The 6933-nt window shown below is 68.9% G+C and carries 8 protein-coding genes and 1 pseudogene; 3 read left to right on the top strand and 6 right to left on the bottom strand.

The genetic code is table 11. From position 1 onward, the window contains the following. The 3 genes and pseudogenes from CBW50_RS27745 to CBW50_RS27735 all read left to right on the top strand — a co-directional run. A pseudogene (locus CBW50_RS27745) lies at positions 1-242 on the top strand (hydrolase 1, exosortase A system-associated); the annotation flags it as partial. Further along, on the top strand, positions 236-1510 hold the full coding sequence (locus CBW50_RS27740) for a glycosyltransferase (protein ID WP_086148480.1): 1275 nt from the start codon (positions 236-238) through the stop codon (positions 1508-1510). The pseudogene CBW50_RS27745 and the gene CBW50_RS27740, both read left to right, overlap by 7 nt. Further along, positions 1507-2214 (top strand): ABC transporter permease, encoded by a 708-nt coding sequence (locus CBW50_RS27735; protein ID WP_086148479.1) that lies wholly within the window; start codon positions 1507-1509, stop codon positions 2212-2214. Before CBW50_RS27740 ends, CBW50_RS27735 begins: the two co-directional genes overlap by 4 nt. Here the strand turns inward: CBW50_RS27735 and CBW50_RS27730 are convergent. From CBW50_RS27730 to CBW50_RS27705, 6 genes are all read right to left on the bottom strand, one after another. Then, the gene (locus CBW50_RS27730; protein WP_086148478.1) at positions 2201-2938 is read right to left on the bottom strand and encodes a hypothetical protein; all 738 of its coding nucleotides are present in this window, start codon (positions 2936-2938) and stop codon (positions 2201-2203) included. The genes CBW50_RS27735 and CBW50_RS27730 overlap by 14 nt on opposite strands. Positions 2939-2954: 16 nt before the next feature. Further along, a complete protein-coding gene (locus CBW50_RS27725; RefSeq protein WP_086148477.1) occupies positions 2955-3404 on the bottom strand; it encodes a DUF6678 family protein in 450 nt (149 codons plus the stop codon). After that, positions 3401-4108 carry a DUF6058 family natural product biosynthesis protein gene (locus tag CBW50_RS27720; RefSeq protein ID WP_086148476.1) on the bottom strand — a complete coding sequence of 236 codons (708 nt, stop codon included), beginning with the start codon at positions 4106-4108 and terminating at the stop codon, positions 3401-3403. The genes CBW50_RS27725 and CBW50_RS27720 overlap by 4 nt, the downstream gene beginning before the upstream one ends. 42 nt (positions 4109-4150) lie before the next feature. Then, positions 4151-5386, bottom strand: coding sequence for a formate-dependent phosphoribosylglycinamide formyltransferase (gene purT / locus CBW50_RS27715; protein WP_086148475.1), 1236 nt, complete (start codon positions 5384-5386; stop codon positions 4151-4153). Positions 5387-5498: 112 nt separating this feature from the next. Further along, the gene (locus CBW50_RS27710) at positions 5499-5999 is read right to left on the bottom strand and encodes a VOC family protein (protein WP_216356427.1); all 501 of its coding nucleotides are present in this window, start codon (positions 5997-5999) and stop codon (positions 5499-5501) included. Between the two features lie 64 nt (positions 6000-6063). Next, on the bottom strand, positions 6064-6933 hold an 870-nt coding region (locus CBW50_RS27705), incomplete at its 5' end, for a TolC family protein (RefSeq protein WP_139842678.1).

Here is a 6933-nt window from a genome sequence, read left to right as displayed (position 1 = left end):
CGCCGGCCCTGCTGCGGGCGCTGGCGCAGTTCCAGGGCCAGGTGCTGCTGATCCTCAGCGGCGGCGACCTGGGCGCGCGCGAGTGGCAAGCCCTGCTCGACGGCGATCCTGCCTGGCGCGCCGTGGCCGCGCGCGCGCAATGGACGCAGGCGCAGGTGGCCGGCGCCAACCACACCTTCGCCAGCGCCGCCTGGCGCGGCGAAGTCGAGCGGCTGTGCGCGCACTGGATCGCCGCATGGTGACCGGTCCGCGCCGCGTGCTGATGGTGGCCTACCATTTCCCGCCGCTGGCCGGCGGCAGCGGCATCCTGCGCACCCTGGCCTTTGCGCGCCACCTGCCCGAATGCGGCTGGCAGCCGCTCGTGCTCAGCCCCCGTCCGTTCGCGTATGCGCAGCAGGACGACGCGCAGCTGGCGCAGCTCGGCGCGCAGGCCACCGTGCGGCGCACCCTGGCGCTCGACGCGGGGCGCCACCTGGCCATCGCCGGGCGCTATCCGCGCTGCCTGGCCCTGCCCGACCGCTGGAGTTCCTGGTGGCTGAGCGCCGTGCCGGCCGGCCTGCGGATGATACGCGCCTACCGGCCCGACGCCATCTGGTCGACGTATCCGATCGCCACGGCGCACCTGATCGCGCTGACCCTGCAAAAACTCAGCGGCCTGCCGTGGATCGCCGACCAGCGCGACCCGATGCTGGACGACAGCGATCCGCTGGCGCCGTATCCGCCCGAAGCGCGCCTGCACCGCATGCACGCATGGATCGAGCAGCGCATCGCGGCGCGCAGCGCGGCCATCGTCTGCACCACGCCGGGCGCCATCGAAGCGCACCGGCGCCGCCTGGCCCACCTGGCCGGCGAGCGCCTTGCGCTGATCGAAAACGGCTACGACGAAGACGGTTTCGGCGCGGCGGGCCTGGACGGGCCAAGCGGCCGCCGCCGGCGCTTCCTGCTGCTGCACAGCGGCGTGGTCTATCCGTCCGAGCGCGATCCGCAGCCGCTGTTCGAGGCGCTGGCCCGCCTGCGCCGCGACGGCGAGCTGTCCGCCGCCACGTTCCAGCTGGTGCTGCGCGCCACCGGCCACGATGCATGGCTGGCCGGCCTGCTGGCCAAATACGGCGTCGCCGACCTGGTCACCCTGGCGCCCCTGCAGCCGCACCACGCGGCGCTGCAGGAAATGCTGGCGGCCGACGGCCTGCTGCTGCTGCAGGCGGCCAACTGCAACGCGCAGATTCCCGCCAAGCTGTATGAATACCTGCGCTGCCGCCGCCCCGTGCTGGCCCTGACCGACCTGGCGGGCGACAGCGCGGCCAAGCTGCGCCACTGCGGCATCGACACCATCGGCCAGCTGGCGTCCAGCAGCGACTGCGCGCGCGCGCTGCTGCGCTTTCTGGAGCTGGCGCGCCAGGGCCGCGCGCCGCTGGCCAGCCAGGCTGCCATCGCCCTGCAATCGCGGCAAGCCCGCAGCAACGCCCTGGCCGACCTGCTGGACCAGGTCAGCCACAGGAGAACAGCATGAAACGCCTGATACTTGCCTGCACCCTTGCCGCCGGCTGCGGCAGCGCCGTGGCGGCGGCCGGCTGCCCGCCCTACGTCAAGCGCACGCCGGGCGGCGACTATACGAGCGCGGAAGACCGCGAGGGCCTGTCCGTGGTCGAGCAATTCCACTTTTCGCGGGCCGTGGAAACGCTCACGCAAGGCATGACGGGCAGCCTGGGCGCGGACATCAGCTACACGCTGGAACACTTCCCGAACCACCACCGGGCCCTGGCGTCGATGGCGAAACTGGGCTTGCGCCTGAAAAGCGCGCAGCCGCCCGGCGCCCGCTACACGGTCAGCTGCTTTTTCGAGCGCGCCATCGCCTTCGCGCCGCAGGACGTGACGGCGCGCATGGTGTTTGGCAACTACCTGCTGGCCACGGGCCAGGACGCGCCGGCGCTGGAACAGCTGGACGCGGCCAGCCGCATGGCGCCGGACCAGGCCACCATCCAGTACAACCTGGGCCTGATGTACGTGAAAAAGAAGGAATACGAGAAGGCCAGCGCGCACGCGCAAAAAGCCTATGCGCTGGGCTTTCCCCTGCCGGGGCTGAAGAACAAGCTGAAGGCGGCGGGCAAGTGGCGCGAACCGCCGCCTTCGCCCGCGCCCGCTGCCGTTGACGCGGCGGCCGCCGAACCGGCAGCACCGGCCGTGCCGCCGGCCGAAAAACCTAGCGGGGAATGACGGCCGGCCGCCTGGCCACGCTCCAGTGCCCCGTCGGCGAGGCGGCCAGCGCGGCGGCCAGGTCGCGCCGCGACTGCGCCTTGTCGGCGGCCGCGCTGATGAACGCCAGTTCGGCCGGCTGCAGCACCGTCACCGTCAGCAGCATCACTGCGCCATATGGCGTATCGAACGATGGCGCAATGGTGCTTGCGCCCTGGGCCAGCAGCACGCCCACCTGTTCCTCCCCGTCTTCGAGGCCTGCCGGCGCATCGCGCACGTCCAGCACCATCGACACGCTGCCGTGGCGCTGCAGCAGCAAATCGATGGAGCCGTGGTCGGCCACGTTCTGGCTGACCTGGTAGATCACGTCGAACAGCCACGATGCCTGCACTGGCTGGCCGTCGAAGGCGGCCAGCGGCGCCTCGATGCACACTTCCAGCAGGTGGCCGCGGGGCACGAACACGTCGTCGTCATCCTCGAACGGATCGCTCAGGCCGTCGCTGGCGATGATGATGGTATCGGCGCGGCGGATCACGCGCCAGGCCTGGCGCAGCGATGGCCAGCGGGGGCCGCCCATGAAGGCCGGGTTGACCAGCGGCGCCAGCACGTCGGTGTCTACCGCGCCCAGGGTGGCATAAAAGGCGTCGCGCGCGGCGCAGGCCGCGGCCAGCATCTGCGCGCCCGCTTCCTTGCCGACGACGGCGTCGTCCGGCTGCGGTACTTGGGGAATGTCGTTATCAGGCATGAGATTGGTCGTTGAATTAGTCGGCGGGAGGAAAATCGTGATAATTGCGGGGCAGATAGCCCCAGAGGCGCGCCACCCGGTCCCGCACCTCGAAATCGAAGCCGATGCGTTCGAGTTCCGGCACGATCCACACGCCATGGTCGATGATTTTTTTGGGCAGCAGCATGGCCACGTGTTCTTCCGAATACAGGCTGATGTCGAACCATTCCACGCCCATGAACGGGAACGGCGGGTGGTAGTCCCATTCCGTGTCCCAGCGCGACACGTAGCCGGACACGGAGCCGTAGCGGTACGACGGCACCCAGTCGGTCCGCCCGCGCATGAAGGCAAGCAGCTCGTTCCACTTGCAGTCGTTGGCGGCGCCGGCCAGGTTGCGCCGCGCGATATGGCCGCGCAGCTTGCGCTTGATCTCGTCGCCGCCCGCATCGGCAAGCGGCAGGCTGTGCTGCGTCGCTGCGGCAGTCATGCGGGGTCCGTTTCGGCCACGCGTATGTTGGCCCGCAAGTCATCGACCAGGCGCTTGCGGCTGCTCAAGGCATATTCGACGGGCGAAAAAGGCATGGCCGCCGCGGCATAGGCATCGATCAGGGCAAGCATTTCCTGCGCCTGCCGCTGCGGCAGCAGCGTCTTGCTGCCGTTGCCGCTTTGCTGCGCGAGCTTTTCCTGCAGCACTTCTTTCCAGGCGATGTGGGCTTCCGACATGGGGTAGGCCACGCACAGGGAAAACGTGCCGTTCAAAAAATATGTCCAGGCGCTGTCGGTACGGACCAGTAAACCGTCGGCGACCGGCGCACCGCTGTCGTCGAAACTGTCGCGCAGGCGCCAGGTCGTCAGGTTCAGGGTCGCCAGCGCGGCCGCATAGCGCGACGTAAATTGCGCCTTCAGGCGCGCTTGCGCCGTTTCCGCCCCTTCGGTGAGGGCGTGGCGCGCAATGGCGATCCACCCCAGCTGGGACGGCGGAAAATAGCGGCCGGCCCTGGACCCGGGCGCCGCCATGGCGCCAAAGACGAAGGAACACAGATTACCGCCGCCATCGACCACGTATGCAGGCGCGGGTACCAGGCCAGCCCGGATCAGGGCATCGATTTCGTCCATGTCCAGGGCGGCGGCTGCCGCCAGTTGCGTCTCGTCCAGATAGTACTGCGCGAGATAAGTATCGAGTTCCGTCATGCGCCGGCTTCCATGTCGATGATGCTGTATCGGCAAACAGGCTTACTGCGCCACGGGTTTCACTTTGGAGGCGGCCAGCACGGCGCGCGCGCGGGCCGTGTCGATATCGTCGGCCGTGGCCAGCGCCACGCCCATGCGGCGGCGGGCGAACGATTCGGGCTTGCCGAACAGGCGCAAGTCGGCGCCCGGCACGCTCAGGGCGTTGGCCACGCCTTCGAAGGCGATGCCTGGCGCCTCCAGCTGGCCGTAGATGACGGCCGAGGCGCCGGGCGAGCGCAGCGCCACATTGACGGGCAAGCCCAGGATGGCTTTCGCGTGCAGCTCGAATTCGCTCTGCACCTGGCTGGCCATGGTGACCATGCCCGTGTCGTGCGGACGGGGGCTCACTTCCGAGAACCACACCATGTCGCCCTTGACGAACAGCTCCACGCCGAACAGGCCCAGGCCGCCCAGGTTGTCCGTCACCTTGCGCGCGATGTCGCGCGCGCGCTCAAGGGCCAGCGGCGCCATGCGCGCCGGCTGCCACGATTCGACGTAGTCGCCGTGCACCTGCAAGTGGCCGATCGGCTCGCAGAACTGCGTTTCGATCTGCCCCGAGGCGCCCACGGCACGCACCGTCAGCAAGGTGATTTCGTAATCGAAGTCGATGAAACCTTCGACGATGACCCTCCCCGTATCGACCCGGCCGCCGCTGGCCGCATACGCCCACGCCGTTTCCACGTCTGCGGCGCCATCCAGTTTGGACTGGCCCTTGCCCGACGACGACATCACGGGTTTCACGACGCAGGGAAAGCCGATTTCCTGGCAAGCAACTTGCAGCTCCTGCAGGCTGCTGGCGAAGCGGTACGGCGACGTGGCCACGCCCAGGGTCTCGGCCGCCAGGGTGCGGATGCCTTCGCGGTTCATCGTCAGCACGGCCGCGCGCGCGTTCGGGATGCAGGTAATCTGCCCCGCAGCCTCCAGCGCGGCCAGGGTGTCGGTGGCGATGGCCTCGATTTCCGGCACGATCAGGTCCGGCTTTTCCAGCGCGATCAGGGCGGCCAGGGCCACGCCGTCGCTCATGTCGATCACGTGCGAGCGGTGCGCCACCGGGTGGCCAGGCGCGTTCGGGTAGCGGTCGACGGCGATCACTTCCACGCCCAGGCGCTGCAGCGCGATGATGACTTCCTTGCCCAGCTCGCCCGAGCCGAGCAGCATGACCTTGATGGCGGTGGAAGACAGGGGCGTGCCGAAGGTGCGGGGCGCGATGGTGCCGGTAGTGCTGGTGCGGATAGTCATGGGCAGGGTCAGTCTGGCAATGGAAAGATGGCCGGAACTATAGCAAATGCCGGCCATCTTGGACAGGGCGCGCCGCTGCCGTGCGCCCCGCTCTCCCGCCCCGCGGCCCGGCCTAGCCCGCGTACGCCCGCTTGATCTCGGCGATGTCGATCTTCTTCATGCCCATCATGGCTTTCATCACGCGCTGCGCCTTGACGGGGTCGGGGTCGCCCAGCAGCTTGACCATGATGGTGGGCACGATTTGCCAGGACACGCCGAACTGGTCCTTGAGCCAGCTGCACTGCTGGGCTTCCGGCGGCCCGCCCCGGGACAGCAGGTTCCAGTAATGGTCCACCTCATCCTGGGTTTCGCAATTGACCTGGAACGAGATGGCTTCGGAAAAGCGGAATTGCGGCCCGCCGTTCAGGCCCGTGAACGTCTGGCCGTCCAGCTCGAACGCCACCGTCAGCACGCTGCCCGGCTCCTGGCCGTGGATTTCCTTGCCCTCTTCGCCGTAGCGCAGGATTTGTCCCACCCTGGAATTGGGGAAAACTTCCGTATAAAACCGGGCCGCCGCCTCGGCGTTGCCGTTGAACCATAAACATGGGGTAATCTTTTGGATGCTGTGCATGATGTCTCCCTTGGTCGACGTAGAAACACCTTCCCTGTGCGGGAAGGCCAGTGCTCCATCATAGTCACTATCGCATCGGCGGGGCGCCCGATTTGCCGCCGCTTGCGCCACCCTCTTGCGCCAAATCCCCGCGTCCCAGGATGCCGGCGCTGGCCAGCAGCCGCAGCCGGGCCGAACGCCATTCCGCCAGGCAACGGATGCGCTCCTGCCGCGCCTCGAGCAGCGCCGACTGCGTGTTCAGCATTTCCAGGATGTCGGCCGCGCCCAGGCCGAACTTGCGCTGCACGCTGGCTTGCGCCTCCTGCGCGGCGGCCAGCCAGTCCTGCGACGCGGCCAGGTTGCCCAGCGCCATCGACGCTTCCGCGTGCGTCCTGACGAGGTCGAGCAAGGTTTGCTGTTGCGTTTCCTGCGCCTCGGCTTCCTTCTGCCCGGCCTGCGCCAGCGCGCCGCGCACCTTGTAGCCGCGGGCAAAACCGTCGAACAGGGGGATGTTCAGCGAGATGCCGACCAGGGTTTCACGCGTGGACGCGGGCGACAAGCCCTGGTTCGGGCGGCCATTCTGGTAGATGTTCGCCGTCAGGTCGACGCTGGGGCGGCCCTCCGAGCGGGCCACGGCCACCCGCTCGCGCGCGGCGGCCAGCTGCGCCCGCGCCGCCAGGATGGCCGGATGCCGTTCCTGCGCCATGGCCAGCCAGGACCGCAAGTCCTCGCGCAGGCCGCCGTCCGCCTCGCCCGCGTCCTCTTCCAGGGTCACGTCCGTGCCGGCTGGCAAGCCCAAGGTGTAAATGAGCACCGCGCGCGCCTTGCGGTAGTCGCCGGCGGCGCGGCTGGCGCCCAGCGCCGCCTTGGCCAGGGCGCTTTGCGCCTGCAGGGTGTCGCTGTGCGCGCCGAGTCCGCGCCCGGCGCGGCGCTGCGTGGCCGCCACCGTTTCCTGCGC

Origin of the sequence: Janthinobacterium sp. GW458P, assembly GCF_002127585.1 — a bacterium.
In the GTDB taxonomy this organism is placed as follows: Bacteria; Pseudomonadota; Gammaproteobacteria; order Burkholderiales; family Burkholderiaceae_D; genus Janthinobacterium.
The sequence above is the reverse complement of the archived record's forward strand: the minus strand, read 5'-3'. Positions and strand labels throughout refer to the sequence as shown.